Here is a 16,485-nt window from a genome sequence, read left to right on the forward strand (position 1 = left end):
GGGGCGAACTGACGCCGGTTTGACCGGCTGTTCGCCGCTTTCGTCGATGTCAAGTTCCCAAACAATCGCTTTCAATTGGGGGCGCAGCTGCCCCGGACCGGACCGACACCCCATGAACGACGCCGTCGCGATCAATCCCCACCTGCCGCTGGTCGAACCGGCGAGCTTCGCCGGCCGCATGGCCGCGCTGCCGATGCGCAGCAAGCTCAGCATGGGGCTGGGCGTCGCCGCGCTGGCCGGCGTGGTGCTCGCGATGACCCTGTGGAGCAGCAAGGGCGACTTCAAGGTGCTGTACGCGAACCTCTCCGACAAGGATGGCGGCGCCGTCATCGCGCAGCTCTCGCAGATGAACGTGCCCTACCGCATGAGCGAAGGCGGCGCGGCGATCCTGGTGCCGGCGGCGCAGGTGCACGACCTGCGCCTGAAGCTCGCGACCGCGGGGCTGCCGAAGGGCTCGGTCTCGGGCTACGAGCTGATGGACAGCGCACGCTTCGGCCAGACCCAGTTCCAGGAGCGCCTGACCGCGCAGCGCGGGCTCGAGGGCGAGCTGACGCGCTCGATCACCTCGATGGCTGCGGTCGCGAACGCCCGCGTGCACCTCGCGCTGCCGAACCAGAACGGCTTCTTCCGCGAACAGCAGAAGCCCAGCGCCTCGGTGCTGCTGACGCTGCACCCGGGCCGCACGCTCGACCGCGCGCAGGTCGCCGGCATCGTGCACCTGGTCTCGAGCAGCGTGCCCGAACTCGATCCGAAGGCGGTCAGCGTGCTCGACCAGAGCGGCGCGCTGCTGACCAGCGCCGGCGACGGCCAGCCCGCGGCCGGCCTCGATGCGCAGCAGCTGCAATACATCAACCAGATCGAGACCGGCTACTCGAAGCGCATCCTCGAGCTCCTCGAGCCGATCGTCGGCCGCGACAACCTGCGCGCGACCGTCGCCGCCGACATCGACTTCTCGCAGACCGAGGCGACCTCGGAGGAGTTCAAGCCGAACCAGGGCGCACAGGCGCAGGTCTCGATCCGCAGCCAGCAGGTCTCGGAGCAGAACGGCAGCGCCGGCGCCCAGCCCAGCGGCGCGCCGGGCGCGGCCTCGAACCAGCCGCCGATCGCCGCGACCGCACCGCTGACCGGCGCCTCGCAGCCGCTGCAGACCGCGCAGTCGGGCGCTGCGGCCGGCGCCAGCGGCCGGCGCGACGCGACCACCAACTACGAGGTCGACAAGACCGTGCGGGTCACGCGCAACGCCAGCGGCAACGTGCGCAGGCTGAACGCCGCGGTCGTCGTCAACAACCGCGCGGTGACCGACGCGAAGGGCAAGACCACGCAGGTCGCGCTGTCGACCGAAGAGATCGAGAAGCTGACCGCGCTGGTGCGCGAGAGCATCGGCTTCAAGCAGGAGCGCGGCGACTCGGTCAAGGTGATCAACGCGCCGTTCAAGGTCGAACAAGTCAACCGCGTCGACGTGCCGCTGTGGAAGCAGCCCGAGACGATCGACCTGCTGCGCAGCCTCGCGGTGCCGGCCGGCCTCGCGCTGATCGGGATGCTCGTGTTCTTCGGCCTCGTGCGCCCTGCCCTGAAGGCGGCGCTCGTGAAGCCGGCGCCGAGCGCGCCCGGCGCGACGCTGACGGCGGTCGTCGACGACCCGCAGGACCTGCCGGCGCTGCCGGCGCCCCGCAGCGTCGCGCAGCTCGCCGGCGCGAAGGCGCTCGCGAAGGACAACCCCGCCGCGGTCGCCGGCATCGTGCGCGGCTGGGTCAGCGGCGAAGCCGTGCCGGCCAAGAGCTGATGCGCATGCCCTCACAAGAACACAGGGAGCCACACCGTGGATGACACAGGCCTGGAGAACGCAGCGATTCTGCTGATGTCGCTCGGCGAGGAAGAGGCCGCGGCCGTCTTCAAGCACCTGACCCCGAAGGAGGTGCAGGGCCTGGGCGAGACGATCCAGAAGATGAAATCGATCCCGCGCGATCGCGTGGACAACGTGCTGGAGCTGTTCACGAACACGGCCGCCGAGCAGAGCATGCTCGTGACCGACACCGACGAGTACGTCAAGTCGGTGCTGCGCAAGGCGCTCGGCGACGACAAGGCGAACCTGCTGATCGACCGCATCATGCAAGGCGGCGACACCGCCGGCATCGAGAGCCTGAAATGGATGGACCCGACCTCGGTCGGCGAGCTGCTGCGCATCGAGCACCCGCAGATCGTCGCGGCGATCCTCGTCCACCTCGATTTCGACCATGCCGCCGACGTGCTGAAGACCTTCTCGGAGCGCCAGCGCAACGAGGTGCTGGTGCGCGTGGCCACGCTCGACGGCATCCAGCCCTCGGCGCTGAAAGACCTGAACGAGGTGATGGGCCGCGTGCTTGCCGGTGGCGAGCGCACGCGCAAGAGCACGCTCGGCGGCGTCAAGGCGGCGGCCGAGATGATCAACCTGATGGGTACCAGCGTCGAGACCGCGGTGCTCGACTACATCCGCGAAGCCGACAACGATCTGGCGCAGAAGATCATGGACAATATGTTCACGTTCGACGATCTCGAGAAGATCGACGACAAGGGCATCCAGGCGCTGCTGAAGGAAGTGCAGTCCGAGTCGCTGGTGATCGCGCTGAAGGGTGCGACGCCGGAGATGCGCGAGAAGGTGTTCAAGAACATGTCGACCCGCGCCGCCGAGACGCTGCGCGAAGACCTCGAATCGCGCGGCCCGGTGCGCGTCTCCGAGGTCGAGGCCGAGCAGAAGGAAATGCTGAAGGTGGTTCGCCGCCTGGCCGACGAAGGCCAGATCGTGCTCGGCGGCGGGGGCGACGATGACTTCCTCTGATCCGCGCGACGCGCGCAAGGGTCCCAAGAACATTCCGTCGCCGAACGATGCGGCGCGCGCCTATGCCCGCTTCATCCCGCGCGAGGAGCTGAACGGCTTCGCCGCCTGGCAACCCGGCGACCTGAGCGGGGGCCCCGCGCCGCAGGCGAACGTGCAGCGCGCCGCCGACGAGCCGCCGAAGGCCGACCTGGCCGCGCAGCACGCGGCCGAGCTGCGCGCCGCGCGCCAGTCCGGCTACCAGGACGGCTACCGCGACGGCCTCGTCGCGCTCGACGGCTTCAAGCAGGGCTTCGCCGCGCAGACCACCGCGCAGATCGGCGCACTGCTGCAGTCGCTCGGCGACGAGCTCGGCGGCCTGCAGCAGGACATGGCGCGCACGCTGGCGATCTCGGCGACGCACCTGGCGCGCCAGATCGTGCGGGCCGAGCTCGCGACCCGGCCGGCGCTGGTCGCGAACGTCGCGCAGGAAGCGGTCGACACGCTGCTGCTGAGCGCGAAGCACATCACGCTGCGCGTGCATCCCGACGACCACCCGCTGGTCGCGCAGGGCGCCGCCGACGTGCTCGCGGCGCGCGGCGCGCGGCTGCTCGCCGATGCGTCGATGTCGCGCGGCGGCGTGCTGGTCGAATCCGACATCGGCGTGATCGACGCGAGCCTCGAGGCGCGCTGGCGCCGCGCCGCCGCGTCGCTCGGCTGCGACGAAGGCTGGGACGCGCTCGCGCCCGAACCCGACACGGACGCGAACGCATGATCGCCGCGCAGACGGAGATCCTCGCACTGACCGGTGCGGAGAAATGGCGCCGCTACCTCGCCGACATGCGCAGCTTCTCGGCCGACAGGCGGCCGCTCGAGACCCAGGGCCTGCTGGTGCGCGTGACCGGCCTCGTGCTCGAGGCGGCCGGCATCCGCGTGCCGGTCGGCTCGGTCTGCGAAGTGCGCATGGAAGGCCAGACCCCGGTGATCGCCGAGGTCGTCGGCTTCTCGGGCGACCGCGCCTACCTGATGCCCACCGGCGATGTCGCCGGCCTGGCCAGCGGTGCGCGCGTCGTGCCGCGGCCCTCGCCGATCGTGCCGATGAAGCTCGGTGCCGCGAAGCACCCATGGCGGCGCAACGAAGACCGCACGCTGCACCTGCCGGTCGGCGATGGCCTGCTCGGCCGCGTCGTCGATTCGCACGGCCACCCGATGGACCGCAAGGGCCCGATCGATCATGTGCACAAGGAGCCGCTGACGCGCCGCCCGATCAACGCGATGGACCGCGACCCGGTGCGCACGCCGCTGGACACCGGCGTGCGCGCGATCAACGCGATGCTCACCGTCGGCCGCGGCCAGCGCATCGGCCTGTTCGCCGGCACCGGCGTCGGCAAGTCGGTGCTGCTCGGGATGATGGCGCGCTACACCGCGGCCGACGTGATCGTCGTCGGCCTGATCGGCGAACGCGGCCGCGAGGTCAAGGAATTCATCGAGGACATCCTCGGCGCCGAAGGCATGCGCCGCTCGGTCGTCGTCGCCGCGCCGGCAGACGCGCCACCGCTGGTTCGGATGCAGGGCGCGAACTACGCGACCGTGATCGCCGAGCACTTTCGCGATCGCGGCCTGAACGTGCTGCTGTTGATGGATTCGCTGACGCGCTATGCGATGGCGCAGCGCGAGATCGCACTCGCGATCGGCGAACCGCCGGCCACCAAGGGCTATCCGCCGAGCTGCTTCGCGAAGCTGCCGCAGCTCGTCGAGCGCAGCGGCAACGGCATCAAGGGCGGCGGCTCGATCACCGCGTTCTACACCGTGCTCAGCGAAGGCGACGACCAGCAGGACCCGATCGCCGATGCCGCGCGCGGCATTCTCGACGGCCACATCGTGCTGTCGCGCGAGCTCGCCGAGGCCGGCCACTACCCGGCGATCGACATCGAGAAATCGGTCTCGCGCGTGATGACCAGCGTGGCCAGCAGCGAGCACGTCGATGCGGCGCGGCGTTTCCGCCAGCTGCATGCACGCCACAACAAGGCGCGCGACCTGATCCAGCTCGGCGCCTACTCGCCGGGCCACGACACCGAGCTCGACACCGCGGTGCGCCTGCACGACCCGATGGTCGCACTGCTGCAGCAAAGCATGCACGAGAGCGCCGCACTCGACACCAGCCTGCGCCAGCTGCGCGCCGTGATCGGCAACTGAGTTTCCTGAAGCACCGAAATGACAGACATCCAGACACTGACGATCCTGCTCGGCCAGAACGAGCGCCAGCGCGACGCGGCGATCGCCGAGCACCAGCGGGCGCAGGCCGCGAGCGCCGCGGCCGCGGGCCAGGCCGAGCAGCTGCGCAACTACCGCCGCGAGTACGAGCAGCGCTGGAGCGCGCAGTTCTGCCGCGAGGGCAAGATCGAGCTGGTGCACTGCTACCAGAGCTTCATGGAGCGCCTGACGCAGGCCGTCGAGCAGCAGGCGCGCATCGCCGAGCACACCGCCCAGCAGGTCGAGCGCGCGCTCAGCCTGCTGCGCGATGCCGAGCTGCGCTGCGCCTCGGTGCGCAAGCTGATCGAGCGCCGTCTGGCCGAACAGCGCCTCGACGCCGATCGCCGTGACCAGAAACAGACCGACGAGGCCGCGACCCGTGCCGCGTGGGCCCGGCTCGGGGCCACGCGCCCGGCGCCGCTGATGTGACGCCCGTGTGATCCCCATCGAAAGACCGACATGCTGACGATCCATCCTTCATCGCTGCGCGCGTCGCTGGCCGACGCCGCCGGCGCGAGCAGCGGCAACGCGTCGGGCGCGACTGCCGACCCCGCGGGCTTTGCCTCGCTGCTGCGGCAGACCCAGGCGGCCCCCGCGCCGGCGCCCGCACCGATTCCCGCGGTGTCGGCAGACACGAAGCCGGCAACGAGCGAGGCGGCCGCCTCCGACGATGCCGCCGCACCCGAGCACGAAACCGAGGCGCCGTCCGAGTCCGACGCGACCCGCCGCACACGCGCCTTGCCGAAGGGCAAACCGCGCACTGCCGATGGTTCTGCGCCGGCGCGGCCGGCCGCGCAGCCCGGCGCAGCGGAAGCGACGAAAGCCGCGCAGACCGCGCAGACCGATTCGAGCGAAGCCACCGACACGAAAGACGTGCCAGAAGCGAAGCCCGCCGGCGTCGATCCCGCGATCGACCCGAACGTGATGCACTGGCTCGCCGGCCTGCAGCGTGCAGCGGCGGAGCGCAGCGGCGACGCGGGCGATGCGGCCGGCACCGAGACCGACGCCGGCGCCACCGCGCCTGGCGCGGCCAAAGGCACCCGCGCGGCCGACCTGAAGGCCGATGCCGACCTGAAGGACAAGGCGTCGGCACGGGACCGCGCCGCGCTCACCGACGCCGCGAGCACGAGCCGCTTCGCCGGCGTGCTCGCCGAGCAGCGAACGGCCGAAGCGCCGGTGCGGCCGCTGGTCCCTGCCGTCGGAAACATCAAGGATGCTGCGGCGGCCGCCGCCGGCGCGCTGGCGCCCGCCCCGAGCGCCGGCACCGAAGCCGCCGCCCCAGTGGCGGTGCCGATCGCCGCGCCGGTGACGGCGCCCGACTTTGCGCAGGAACTCGGTCTGCGCCTGAGCGTGCTCGCGCGCGACGGCGTGCAGCACGCCGAACTGCACCTGAACCCGGCCGAGATGGGGCCGGTGTCGGTGCAGATCGTGATGGACGGCACGCAGGCGCGCGTCGACTTCGGCGCCGACATGGCCGCGACGCGCCAGGCGATCGAAGCCGGCCTGCCGGAACTCGCCAGCGCGCTGCGCGACGCCGGCTTCACGCTCGCCGGCGGTGGCGTCTCGCAGCACGCGAGCGGCCGCGGCGATGGCGGCGACGCCGACACGTCCGGCCGCGCCCGCGGGTCGCGCAGCGTCGCCGACGGCGACGTGAAGCGCGTCACGGCCGCCGCACGCCGCATCGTCACACAAGGCGGAATCGACCTCTTCGCGTAGCACCCGGGGGCGTCGTACTGGCCGCGAAAGGCCCTGCTTATCCCCGCTTAAGTTGCGGGCATCGTTTCGATAATTTCCTTCATGCCAGCACGCGCCGCGAAGCCTTCGCGGCACACCGCTGGCCCCAAGAATCGAAGGAGTGACGATGTCTGCTGCCGCTGCCCCCACCGTCAACGCGGGTGCCGCCGTGCCCGCGAAGAAGGGCAAGAAGAAGCTGATCATCATCGCGGTCGCCGTGCTGCTGCTGCTCGTGATCGCCGCCGGCGCGGCCATGCTGCTGCTGAAGAAGAAAGCCGCGCAGGACGCCGATGGCGACGAGACCCCCGCGAGCGCAAGTGCTGCCGGTCACCACGGCGACAAGCCCGACCTGAAGCATCCGCCGACCTTTCTGCCGATCGACCCGTTCGTCGTGAACCTCTCCGACAAGGACGCCGACCGCTACGCGCAGGTCGGCATCACCTTCGAAGTCGAAGACCCGAAGTTCGCCGAGCAGATGAAGGCGTTCATGCCGGCGATCCGCAACGGCATCCTGATGATCCTGTCGCACAAGGCCTCGAAGGACCTGCTCGACCGCAGCGGCAAGGAACAGCTCGCGGCCGAGATCCAGCGCGAGTCGGCGCGCACGATGGGAATCGAGGTCGAGGAACCCGAGCCGGTGACCGAAGCGAAAGCCGAGGGCGACACCAAGGTCGCGGCCGACGACGACGAACCGAAGCCGAAGAAGAAGGCCCGCAAGAAGGCGCCGGCCGAGGCGAACCCGATCAAGCACGTGCATTTCTCGAACTTCATCGTGCAGTGAACCAATGAATCAGCAGATTCTTTCGCAGGACGAAGTCGACGCGCTCTTGCAGGGCATCACCGGCGAGAGCCAGAAGCTCGAGCAGGAGCAGGTCGACGAGGGCGCGATCCGCAACTACGACCTGGCGAGCCAGGAGCGGATCGTTCGCGGGCGCATGCCCACGATGGAGATCATCAACGAGCGCTTCGCCCGCAACATCCGCATCGGCCTGTTCAACTTCATCCGCAAGAGCCCAGAGATCTCGATCGGCAGCATCAAGGTGCAGAAGTACAGCGCCTTCCTGCGCGAGATCGTCGTGCCGACGAACTTCAACATCGTCAGCGTGCGACCGCTGCGCGGTTCGGGTCTGATCGTCTGCGATCCGACGCTGGTCTTCGCGGTGATCGACGCCCTCTTCGGCGGTGCCGGCAAGTACCACACGCGCATCGAGGGCCGCGACTTCTCGCCGACCGAGCAGCGCATCATCGGGCGCCTGGTCGACGTGATCACCAACGAGTACAAGAAGGCCTGGCACGGCATCTACCCGCTCGAGCTCGAATACCAGCGCTCGGAGATGCAGCCGCAGTTCGCGAACATCGCGACGCCGAGCGAGATCGTCGTCGCGACCAGCTTCACGCTCGAGGTCGGCGACACCAGCGGCACGATCCACTTCTGCATCCCGTACTCGACGCTCGAGCCGATCCGCGACGTGCTGTATTCGACGATCCAGGGCGATGCGTCCGAGCCCGACCGGCGCTGGGTCAACCTGATGAAGCAGCAGATCCAGTCGGCCCATGTCGAGCTGGTCGCCGAGCTGGCGCAGGCGCCGGCGACGGTCGAGCAGCTGCTGTCGTTCAAGGTCGGCGACTTCATCGAACTCGACCTGCACCAGGCCATCCAGGCCAAGGTGGTCGGCGTGCCGGTGTTCGATTGCCACTACGGCACCTCGAACGGCAAGTACGCGCTCAAGGTCAATCAACTGTTGACCAACTCCGAACAGGGTTGGCTGGGGGAATCGCATGTCAGCTGAAGAAAACGCAAAGCCCGCCGACGACGCGGACGCCATGGCCGCCGAGTGGGCGGCGGCGCTCGCCGAGTCGAAGCCCGAGACCGCCTCCGAGCTGCACGCCGCGGCCGACCAGGTCTCGCCCGCGTCGTTCCAGAACTTCACGCCGACCGGCGCGAGCACGGCCGGCAACGACATCAACATGATCCTGGACATCCCGGTGCAGCTCACCGTGGAGCTGGGCCGCACGCGCATCCCGATCAAGCACATCCTGCAGCTGGCGCAGGGCTCGGTCGTCGAGCTCGAAGCGATGGCCGGCGAGCCGATGGACGTGCTGGTGAACGGCTACCTGATCGCGCAGGGCGAGGTCGTCGTCGTCAACGACAAGTTCGGCATTCGCCTGACCGACATCGTGACGCCGAGCGAGCGCATGCGCCGGCTGAGCCGCGCCTGAGCCGCTCACGTCGATGTCTGCTTCGAACGGACTGAGCTCGCTGCTCTGGTTCATCGCGATCATCGCGCTGATCCCGGTCGCGCTGTGGCTGCTGAAGCGCACCCCGATGGGCGGCGCGGGAAGCGGCGGTGGGCTGCGCAGCGTCGCGGCGCTGCCGCTGTCGGCGAACCAGCGCATCGTCACGGTCGAGGTCGGCCAGGGCGAAGCGCGCCGCTGGCTGGTGCTCGGCGTGACCGCGCAAAGCATCACGACGCTGCACACGATGGAACCGCAGGCCGAGTCGACGGCGACCCCCACGGCGGCGACGACCCCGCCTTTCGCGCAGCTGCTCGGCCGGCTGCGCCAGGACCGCGGGGGCCCCGATGGCCGCTGAGCTGCCGTTGATGGTCGCGCAGACCGCGGGCGGCACCAGCTACTCGGTGCCGATCCAGACGCTGCTGTTCTTCACCGCGCTGTCGTTCCTGCCGGCGGTGCTGCTGCTGATGACCGGCTTCACGCGCATCGTGATCGTGCTCAGCCTGCTGCGCCAGGCACTGGGCACGCAGGCGGCGCCGCCGAACCAGGTCGTCGTCGGGCTGAGCCTGTTCCTGACCTTCTTCGTGATGGGACCGACGATCGACAAGGTCTATGCCGACGCCTACCAGCCCTACGCCGAGAACAAGATCGCCTTCGACGAGGCGCTCAAGCGCGGCGAGGTGCCGATGCGCGCGTTCATGCTGAAGCAGACGCGCCAGGCCGACGTGATGCTGTTCTCGAAGCTCGCGAAGATCGACCCGGCCGTGAAGACCGCCGACGTGCCGTTCAAGGTGCTGGTGCCGGCCTTCGTGACCAGCGAGCTGAAGAGCGCGTTCCAGATCGGCTTCCTGATCTTCATCCCGTTCCTGATCATCGACATGATCGTCGCGAGCGTGCTGATGTCGCTCGGCATGATGATGCTGTCGCCGGTGCTGATCGCGCTGCCGTTCAAGCTGATGCTGTTCGTGCTCGCCGACGGCTGGAACCTGCTGCTGGGCTCGCTTGCGGCGAGCTTCGCGACCTGACCCACGACCCTGATTCTCCGGAACGCCGATGGACGCCACCCAAGTCTTCAACGCCGGCCAGCAAGGCCTGTACATCCTGCTGCTGGTCGCCGCGCCGGTGCTGATCAGCGTGCTCGTGATCGGCCTGGTCGTCAGCATCTTCCAGGCCGCGACGCAGATCCACGAAGCGACGCTGTCGTTCGTCCCGAAGGTGGTCGGCGCCGTCGCGGTGCTCGCGATCGCCGGGCCGTGGATGCTGACGACGCTGGTCGAGTATTTGCAGCGCACGCTGCAGGCGATCCCTTCGGCCGTCGGCTGACGACGACCATCGCCGGCCGCCTGGCGCTGGCTCGAGTCTTTCATGTTGACCTTCACCGACACCCAGGTCCTCGAATGGATCACGCCGCTGCTCTGGCCGTTCCTGCGCGTGCTCGCGCTGTTCGGCGCGCTGCCGGTGTTCGCGCAGCGCGGCGTGCCGGCGCGCGTGCGGGTCGCGCTCGCGTTCATGATCGCGTTCTGCGCGCAGGCCAGCCTGCCGGCGATGCCGCCGATCGCGCTCGATTCGGCGCCCGCGGCGCTCGCCGTCGTCCAGCAGATCCTGATCGGCGCGTCGCTCGGCTTCGCGGTGCGCATCGTGTTCAGTGCGGTCGAGTTCGCCGGCGAGATCGTCGGGCTGCAGATGGGCCTGAACTTCGCCGGCTTCTTCAACCCGATGACCGGCGGCGAGGCGACCGCGACGAGCCGCTTCTTCGGTGTCTCGGTCAGCTGGCTGTTCATCGTGATCGGCGGCCACCTGATGCTGATCGATGCGGTGGTGCAGAGCTTTCAGGCCTTCCCGGCCGGCCCCGAGCCGTTCGCCTTTCTGCGCGCGGTGCAGCCGCAGGTCTGGGGCGCCGAGGTGTTTCGCCTCGGGCTGTGGATCGCGCTGCCGATGATCGCGATGCTGCTGTTCGTGAACCTCGTGCTGGGCATCATCTCGCGCGTCGCGCAGCAGATGAACATCTTCGCGATCGGCTTCCCGATCACCGTCTCGGTCGGCCTGATCGGCATGCTGCTGACATTGCCGATGATGCAGATGCCGTTCACGATGGCGCTCGAGCGAATGCTCGAGAACTTCCGCTAGCCGATCCCGGCGACCGGCAAACCGCGCGGCGTCAGGCCGAGGTCTGCGCGATGATCTCGAGCGGCACGACCTGCACCTCGCCGCCGGCCGCGAGCTTCGTCGCCGCGGTGTAGCGCGTGAAGAACTCGCGGCTCTGCAGGGCCTTGACAGCCGCGTCGTCGACCGGGCTGGCGATGTGGAAGTAGGCGTCGCTGTCGCGCTCCTTCATGCAGCGGTAGGCGATGCGCCCCTTCAGCTCGGGGTCGCTGTCGAGCGCGGCGATGAAGGCCTCGATCTGCCGGTGCCATTCCTCGCGCGAGCCGCTCTTGAATTGGTACTTGATCAGGAAGTGTTTCATGTTCCGTTGGGGTGGTGGAGGCAAGCCCGCGGTCAGCCGAGCGCTGGCGCGGTGGCCTTGAAGCTCGGCCGTTCGGCCAGCACCGCCTGGGCGCGGCGGATGTTCGGGCAGTCGCCGAGCAGCTGCCTGCCCTCGGCGAACAGCGGCAGGTACGCCAGCAAGGGCGCGACGAACAGGTCGGCCATCGTCAGTGTGGTGCCGACCAGATAGTCGCGCTGGCCGTAGGCCTGCTCGAGCACCGCGAGCTGCTGGCGCATCTCGACGACCGCCGGGTCGATGACCGCACGGTCGGGCGTGCCGCCCGCGCCCTTCGGGAAGATGTACTGCAGCACGTAGCGCTTGCTCATCGTGTCGTACAGATGCCCGTTGACGAGGCTGACCCATTGCTCGCAGCGCGCGACATCGGTTGGCCCGGCCGGCAGCAGCGGCGGGCCCTCGAACGCTTCGTCGAGATAGCGCAGGATCGCGCTGGTCTCGTACAGGCCGATCGGCCCGTCGCGCAACACCGGGATGCGGCCGAACGGGTTCACCGCCAGCACCTCGGGCGTGCGCGGCGCGACCGGCAGGTGCGTGTACGCGACGCCCTTCTCGGCCAGCGCCATGCGCGCGGTGCGCGTGTAGGTGCTGCGTTCGTCGCCGAGCAGCGTCAGCGTGCCGGCGCTGCCCTGCGGGTCGAGGTAGTCGCTGAGCCGGTTGAAGACCGAGTTCCAGCCGCCCTCGTGCCCGTCGCGGCGCGCCGCGGCGGGGAAGCCGCTGTGCCGCATCTGCAGCTCGGTGCCGCCGTCCTTGTCGATCAGCCGCACCTCGACCAGCGTCTGCACGTCGGTGGGCATCGCGCCCTCTTCCCAGCACCAGGTGTAGGCCAGGAACTCGGCGCGCCTGAGCTCGCGGTAGCTGCCGACGACGACGTGGCGCGCTCCGTCGCGGCGCTGCATCACGATGCGGTAGCTGCCGCCGACGCGCGGGTCCGCGCTCACCTCGGGCACGCTCATGCCACGCGGGCAATGCCAGGCGGCCAGCGCGCTCGGATCGACGAAGGCGTCGAACACCTTCTCGCGCGGCGCACGGATGAAGCGGGACATCTGCAGTTCGAAGGTTTCGCGGTTCATCGTGTCTTCCTCTTCGTGATCGCGGTGGTGGGAGGCGCGTTGCGGCGGCGGCGCGGTGCTGCCGGCGATGCCGGTGCCGCGAGCTCGCGTTCGAGGTAGTCGACCAGGCGATCGAGGCTTTGCTCCCAGTAGCGGCGATATTGATCGAGCCAGTCGTGCGCGAGCCGCAACTCCTGCCCGCGCAGGCGGCAGATGCGCCAGCGCGCCTGCACCTGGCGTTCGATCAACCCGGCGCGGCTGAGCACGCGCAGGTGGCGCGAGATCGCCGGCGCCGACATCGCGAACGGCCGCGCCAGTTCGCTCACCGGCGCGTCGCCGCGGGCGAGCCGGGCGAGGATCGCGCGCCGCGTGGGGTCGGCCAGTGCGGCGAAGGTGGCCGAGAGCGGATCGGATGCGTCTGTCATGCGTTGCTCGGTGGGGTCGCTCAGAAGGGTTCTTCATTTAACTATAACGTTAACTGAAGTGCGGTGCAAGCGACTCCCGCGACGCGACGCTCAAGTAACGGCCGGCCCTGCCGAAGTCAGGCACTCGGCCCGATGCTGCAGCGCACCAAAGCGGCGCAGCACCCGGTCAGCACGGCATCGCGCCGCAACGCTTCGGAGCAGTACCGATGGTCTCTGGTGATGACGCTTCGGCCGCTCCGCGCGGCTTGCTGGCACGAGTCAGTGCACCGCTCGTGCGCCGGCTGTCGAACCTCGGCGTCGGCAAGAAGCTGCTGCTGATCTACCTGCTCGACCTGAGCACGGTGCTCTTCATCAGCAGCATCCTGATCCACGAGAAGTACATCGCGATCGACTTCTCGCGCAAGGAGCTCGCCGGTACCGCCTACATCGAGGCGCTGCGCCCGACGTTGATCGCGCTCGCTCGCAGCGCGCCGAGACCCGACGCCGGCCCCGCCGTCACCGAGCGCCTGGCCGATGCCGAGCGCCGGCTCGGCACGGCGATGGCCAGCGCCGAACTGAACCAGCGCTTCCTGCTCGCGCTGCAGAGGCTGGACGCGCCGACGGCATCGGAACGCGACGCGACCTCGCGCCGCCAGGCGGCGCTCGAGCAGGGCCGCGAGCTGGTGACGCGCGTGGGCAACCAGTCGAACCTGATCCTCGATCCGGACCTGGACAGCTACTACACGATGTCGCTGATCCTGCTGCGCTACCCGACGCTGCTCGACGTGGTCGCGCAGATCACGCCGCGCCTGCACGACGTGGTCGACGGCGTCGCGATCGACCCGACCGAGCGCACCCGGCTGTTCGTGCTCGAAGGCGAGCTGCGCTCGGCCGGCCGCGCGATCCAGTCCGACTACGCCGAGGCGGTGGCGGCCTCGCAGCCGCTGCTCGGCGAGCGCCTGTCGCCGCCGCAGGCCGCACTCGCGGCGGCGATCGACCGCCTCCGCGCGGTGGTGCGGCAGATCGCCGCCGGCGAGCGCATGGAGCGCCCCCAGATCGATGCGGCAGAACGCGGCGTGCTCGATGCGCTCGACGCCGCATGGGGCCGCGGCAACAGCGAGCTGACGCGGCTGATCGACGTGCGCGTGCACGACTTCTTCGTCCGCATGTGGCTGCACCTGGGCACGGCGGCGCTGTTGCTGGGCATCATCCTGGTCGCGGTCTACTCTGTCGCGCAGCGCATCTCGCGGCCGCTGCGCGGCTTGTCGAAGGTGGTCGACACGGTGCGCCGCACCGGCGACCACAGCCTGCGCTCGCACTGGGACAGCGGCGACGAAATCGGCCGCCTGGTGCTCGGCTTCAACGAGATGCTCGCGCAGCTCGACCGCCAGCGCGAGCTGCAGCAGGAGATGGCCGCCAGCGCACGCGCCGCCGAGGCGCAGCAGCGCCTGCTCGAGCTGATGCCGGTGCCGCTGATGGTGACCTCGGTGCCCGACCACCGCGTGCTGCATGCGAACCCGCAGGCGCGCGAATGGCTGGGCGACGCCGAGACCGATCCCTGGGCCACCGGCATCACGGCCCCGCTGCGGCGGCGCTTCTTCCAGCAGCTCGCCGACCAGGGCGTGGTGCACGAATTCGAGGTGCGCTGGCAGCAGGGCCAGCACGCAGCCTGGGTCGTGCTGTCGGCACGCCGGCTCGACTACCAGGGCCAGGACGCGGTCGTCACCGCGTTCACGCCGATCGGCAACCTGAAGGCGCTGGAGCAGCGGCTCGAACTCTGGGCCAAGGTGTTCGAGGCCTCCTCCGAAGGCATCGTGCTGCTCGACGTGCGCGGCCGCGTGCTCTCGGCGAATCGCGCGATCTGCAAGGCCGGTGCGTTCGACCCCGGCGAGCTGCTGCACGAGGAGCTCGGCTTCGTGCAGGTCGGCGAGCTGCCGATGCCGCGCGCGCGCGACGCCTGGGCCACCGCCGAGAGCCGCGGCTGGTGGCGCGGCGAGGTGCTGGTGCGCAAGCACGATGGCGGCGCCTTCCCGGCCTGGGCGGTGCTGACGGCCGTGCGCGACGCGAGCGGCGCGCTGGCCCACTACATCTTCAGCTGCCTGGACATCACCGACCGCAAGGCTTCGGAAGAACAGGTCAAGTACCTGGCCCACCACGACCTGCTGACGGGCCTGCCGAACCGCCGCGTCGCCGAGCGGCGCCTGCGCGAGGCGATGCAGCAATCGACCCGCACCGGTCAGCCGGTGGCGGTGCTGTTCATCGACCTTGATCGCTTCAAGACCATCAACGATTCGCTCGGCCACCAGATCGGCGACGCCTTGCTCAAGCGGGTCGCGCAGCGGCTGCGCGACTCGATCCGCGATGCCGATGTGGTGAGCCGCTTCGGCGGCGACGAGTTCGTCGTGCTGCTGAACGGCGTGACCGGCAGCGGCGAGGCGCTGCAGATCGCGCAGCGGCTGCTGGTCTCGTTGCGCGCGCCCTACCTGATCGAAACGCTGGAGCTCAACGTGTCGTGCAGCATCGGCATCGCGATGTTCCCCGACGACGCCGCCGACATGGACGAGCTGATGCGCCACGCCGATGCCGCGATGTACGAAGCCAAGGCGAGCGGGCGCGACAACGTCTACTTCTTCACCCGCGACCTCAACGACCGCGCGCAGCAGAAGCTGCAGATCGAGCTGCTGCTGCGCAACGCGGTCGCGCGCGACGAACTGCGGCTCGTATTCCAGCCGCAGGTGAACGCGGTCGACGGCGCCCTGATGGCCGTCGAGGCCCTGCTGCGCTGGCGCACGCCCGAACTCGGCGAGATCGCCCCGGCGGTCTTCATCCCGCTGGCCGAGGAATCGCGCCTGATCGTGACGATCGGCGAATGGGTCATCGACGAGGCCTGTCGCCAGCTCGCCGACTGGCGCGCGCGCGGCATCGAGATCGGCGCGCTGTCGGTCAACCTGTCCGCCGTGCAACTGCTCGACCCGGGCCTGGTCGCGGCCCTGCGCGCCTCGCTGGCGCGGCACGGCGTGCCCGCCGCGCTGCTCGAACTCGAACTGACCGAATCGACGCTGATGGAGAGCACCGACGCGCGGCTGCAGCAGCTGCATGCGCTCAAGGAGGTCGGCGTGCAGCTCTCGATCGACGACTTCGGCACCGGCTACTCCAGCCTGAGCTACCTGAGCCGCCTGCCGATGGGCAAGCTGAAGATCGATCGCTCGCTCGTCAAGGACATGCTGACCGAGCCCAAGGACCGGGCGATCACCGAGGCGATCATCGCGCTCGCGCACCGGCTGAAGATGACGGTGGTCGCCGAAGGCGTCGAGACCGCGGCGCTGCACGCGGCACTCGCCGAGGCGTGGTGCGACGCGATCCAGGGCTACCACACCGGCCGGCCGATGCCGCCCGGCGCGCTCGAAGAGTGGCTCGCGGGGCGCACTACCCTCGCGGCGTGGAACTCGCCTTCTTCACCGGACTCGCAAGCTCGGCCGCGCTGATCATCGCGATCGACGCGCAGAACGCCTTCGT

The 16,485-nt window shown here is 69.6% G+C and carries 17 protein-coding genes; 14 read left to right on the forward strand and 3 right to left on the reverse strand.

Annotation, left to right across the window (positions count from 1 at the left end):
- Window positions 1–112: 112 nt before the first annotated feature.
- The 13 genes from fliF (at window position 113) to fliR (ending at window position 11,140) form a co-directional block, all read left to right on the forward strand.
- A complete protein-coding gene (fliF, locus tag AC1DTW_RS02350) occupies window positions 113–1,783 on the forward strand; it encodes a flagellar basal-body MS-ring/collar protein FliF (protein WP_477978728.1) in 1,671 nt (556 codons plus the stop codon).
- A gap of 36 nt (window positions 1,784–1,819) precedes the next feature.
- Window positions 1,820–2,815 carry a flagellar motor switch protein FliG gene (gene fliG / locus AC1DTW_RS02355; protein WP_477978729.1) on the forward strand — a complete coding sequence of 332 codons (996 nt, stop codon included), beginning with the start codon at window positions 1,820–1,822 and terminating at the stop codon, window positions 2,813–2,815.
- Window positions 2,802–3,566: a FliH/SctL family protein gene (locus tag AC1DTW_RS02360; RefSeq protein ID WP_477978731.1), complete on the forward strand. Its 765-nt coding sequence runs from the start codon at window positions 2,802–2,804 to the stop codon at window positions 3,564–3,566. The genes fliG and AC1DTW_RS02360 overlap by 14 nt, the downstream gene beginning before the upstream one ends.
- Window positions 3,563–4,987, forward strand: a complete 1,425-nt coding sequence (gene fliI / locus AC1DTW_RS02365; RefSeq protein WP_477978733.1) for a flagellar protein export ATPase FliI — start codon at window positions 3,563–3,565, stop codon at window positions 4,985–4,987. The genes AC1DTW_RS02360 and fliI overlap by 4 nt, the downstream gene beginning before the upstream one ends.
- A gap of 18 nt (window positions 4,988–5,005) precedes the next feature.
- A complete protein-coding gene (fliJ, locus tag AC1DTW_RS02370; protein WP_477978735.1) occupies window positions 5,006–5,473 on the forward strand; it encodes a flagellar export protein FliJ in 468 nt (155 codons plus the stop codon).
- Between the two features lie 30 nt (window positions 5,474–5,503).
- Window positions 5,504–6,760: a flagellar hook-length control protein FliK gene (locus tag AC1DTW_RS02375; RefSeq protein WP_477978737.1), complete on the forward strand. Its 1,257-nt coding sequence runs from the start codon at window positions 5,504–5,506 to the stop codon at window positions 6,758–6,760.
- A gap of 145 nt (window positions 6,761–6,905) precedes the next feature.
- Window positions 6,906–7,559: a flagellar basal body-associated FliL family protein gene (locus tag AC1DTW_RS02380; protein WP_477978739.1), complete on the forward strand. Its 654-nt coding sequence runs from the start codon at window positions 6,906–6,908 to the stop codon at window positions 7,557–7,559.
- Between the two features lie 4 nt (window positions 7,560–7,563).
- Window positions 7,564–8,568, forward strand: a complete 1,005-nt coding sequence (gene fliM / locus AC1DTW_RS02385; RefSeq protein WP_477978741.1) for a flagellar motor switch protein FliM — start codon at window positions 7,564–7,566, stop codon at window positions 8,566–8,568.
- The gene (gene fliN / locus AC1DTW_RS02390; protein WP_477978743.1) at window positions 8,558–8,998 is read left to right on the forward strand and encodes a flagellar motor switch protein FliN; all 441 of its coding nucleotides are present in this window, start codon (window positions 8,558–8,560) and stop codon (window positions 8,996–8,998) included. Before fliM ends, fliN begins: the two co-directional genes overlap by 11 nt.
- Window positions 8,999–9,011: 13 nt before the next feature.
- Window positions 9,012–9,371 (forward strand): FliO/MopB family protein, encoded by a 360-nt coding sequence (locus tag AC1DTW_RS02395; RefSeq protein ID WP_477978745.1) that lies wholly within the window; start codon window positions 9,012–9,014, stop codon window positions 9,369–9,371.
- Window positions 9,361–10,038 (forward strand): flagellar type III secretion system pore protein FliP, encoded by a 678-nt coding sequence (fliP, locus tag AC1DTW_RS02400; RefSeq protein ID WP_477978747.1) that lies wholly within the window; start codon window positions 9,361–9,363, stop codon window positions 10,036–10,038. Before AC1DTW_RS02395 ends, fliP begins: the two co-directional genes overlap by 11 nt.
- A 28-nt stretch (window positions 10,039–10,066) precedes the next feature.
- Entirely contained in the window at window positions 10,067–10,336 is a 270-nt protein-coding gene (fliQ, locus tag AC1DTW_RS02405; protein WP_477978749.1) for a flagellar biosynthesis protein FliQ, read from the forward strand.
- Window positions 10,337–10,378: 42 nt separating this feature from the next.
- A complete protein-coding gene (fliR, locus tag AC1DTW_RS02410) occupies window positions 10,379–11,140 on the forward strand; it encodes a flagellar biosynthetic protein FliR (protein WP_477978751.1) in 762 nt (253 codons plus the stop codon).
- Window positions 11,141–11,171: 31 nt separating this feature from the next.
- Here fliR and AC1DTW_RS02415 read toward each other — a convergent pair whose 3' ends face one another.
- From AC1DTW_RS02415 to AC1DTW_RS02425, 3 genes are read right to left on the reverse strand one after another with little or no spacing between them, the layout of a single operon-like run.
- Entirely contained in the window at window positions 11,172–11,477 is a 306-nt protein-coding gene (locus tag AC1DTW_RS02415; protein WP_477978753.1) for a hypothetical protein, read from the reverse strand.
- A gap of 32 nt (window positions 11,478–11,509) precedes the next feature.
- A complete protein-coding gene (locus tag AC1DTW_RS02420) occupies window positions 11,510–12,586 on the reverse strand; it encodes an SRPBCC domain-containing protein (protein WP_477978755.1) in 1,077 nt (358 codons plus the stop codon).
- Entirely contained in the window at window positions 12,583–12,990 is a 408-nt protein-coding gene (locus AC1DTW_RS02425) for an ArsR/SmtB family transcription factor (protein ID WP_477978757.1), read from the reverse strand. The genes AC1DTW_RS02420 and AC1DTW_RS02425 overlap by 4 nt, the downstream gene beginning before the upstream one ends.
- A 206-nt stretch (window positions 12,991–13,196) precedes the next feature.
- Between AC1DTW_RS02425 and AC1DTW_RS02430 the strand changes: the two genes are divergently transcribed.
- Window positions 13,197–16,454, forward strand: coding sequence for an EAL domain-containing protein (locus AC1DTW_RS02430; RefSeq protein ID WP_477978759.1), 3,258 nt, complete (start codon window positions 13,197–13,199; stop codon window positions 16,452–16,454).
- Window positions 16,455–16,485 lie beyond the last annotated feature (31 nt).

The sequence above is a fragment of the Rhizobacter sp. P5_A1 genome (assembly GCF_056400745.1).